The following is a 1056-nucleotide window of genomic DNA, read 5'->3' as shown; positions in this document are numbered from 1 at the left end:
GGTGTTGAGGCGGGTGATGAGGGGGGCGAGGCTGTCGGGGGTGTCCCAGTCGCGGGCCCTGAGCTGGTACTTCTCCGAGTCGAGGTACTCCTCGCTGCCCTCGCGCAGGGGGGTGTGCTCGGCCAGTTCGTAGCCGGAGTAGATGCCCCAGGTCGGCGAGAGGGTCGCGGCCAGCACCGCGCGCAGGGCGAACGCGGGACGGCCGCCGTGCTGGAGGAAGGCGTGCAGGATGTCGGGGGTGTTGGCGAAGAAGTTCGGCCGCATGTAGGAGGCCGCCTCACCGGAGAGCTCGGTCAGGTACTCGGTGAGCTCTTCCTTGGTGTTGCGCCAGGTGAAGTACGTGTAGGACTGCTGGAAACCGATCTGGGCCAGGGTGTGCATCATCGCCGGGCGGGTGAACGCCTCCGCCAGGAAGATCACGTCCGGGTCGGTGGCGTTGATGTCGTCGATCACCCGCTCCCAGAACACCACCGGCTTGGTGTGGGGATTGTCCACGCGGAAGATCCGCACCCCGTGGTCCATCCAGTGCCGCAGCACCCGGACCGTCTCCGCGATCAGACCGTCCATGTCGGCGTCGAAGGCGATCGGGTAGATGTCCTGGTACTTCTTCGGCGGGTTCTCCGCATACGCGATGGTGCCGTCGGGCCGGTGGTGGAACCACTCCGGGTGCTTGTGCACCCAAGGGTGGTCCGGGGAGCACTGGAGGGCGAAGTCCAGCGCGATCTCCAGACCATGCCGTGCGGCCTCCTGCACGAACCAGTCGAAGTCCTCGATCGTGCCCAGATCCGGGTGCACGGCGTCATGCCCGCCCTCCGGCGAGCCGATCGCCCACGGCACCCCCACGTCCTCGGGCCCCGCGGACAGGGTGTTGTTGCGGCCCTTGCGGAACGTCGTGCCGATCGGGTGGATCGGCGGCAGATACACCACGTCGAAGCCCATCGCCGCGATCGCCGGCAACCGCCGCGCCGCCGTCCGGAACGTGCCGTGCGGCCGCTCCGGGGTGCCCTCGGAACGCGGGAAGAACTCGTACCACGAGCCGAACAACGCCCGCTCCCG

General features: G+C 68.5%; 1 pseudogene. It reads right to left on the bottom strand.

The annotated features are described in order from the left end of the window. Positions 1-1056 (bottom strand): annotated as a pseudogene (locus IF54_RS0138760) (alpha-1,4-glucan--maltose-1-phosphate maltosyltransferase); the annotation flags it as partial.

This window comes from Streptomyces sp. NRRL B-3229 (assembly GCF_000719505.1).
Lineage (GTDB): Bacteria > Actinomycetota > Actinomycetes > Streptomycetales > Streptomycetaceae > Streptomyces > Streptomyces griseorubiginosus.
This window is presented reverse-complemented; position numbering and strand designations above follow the sequence as displayed.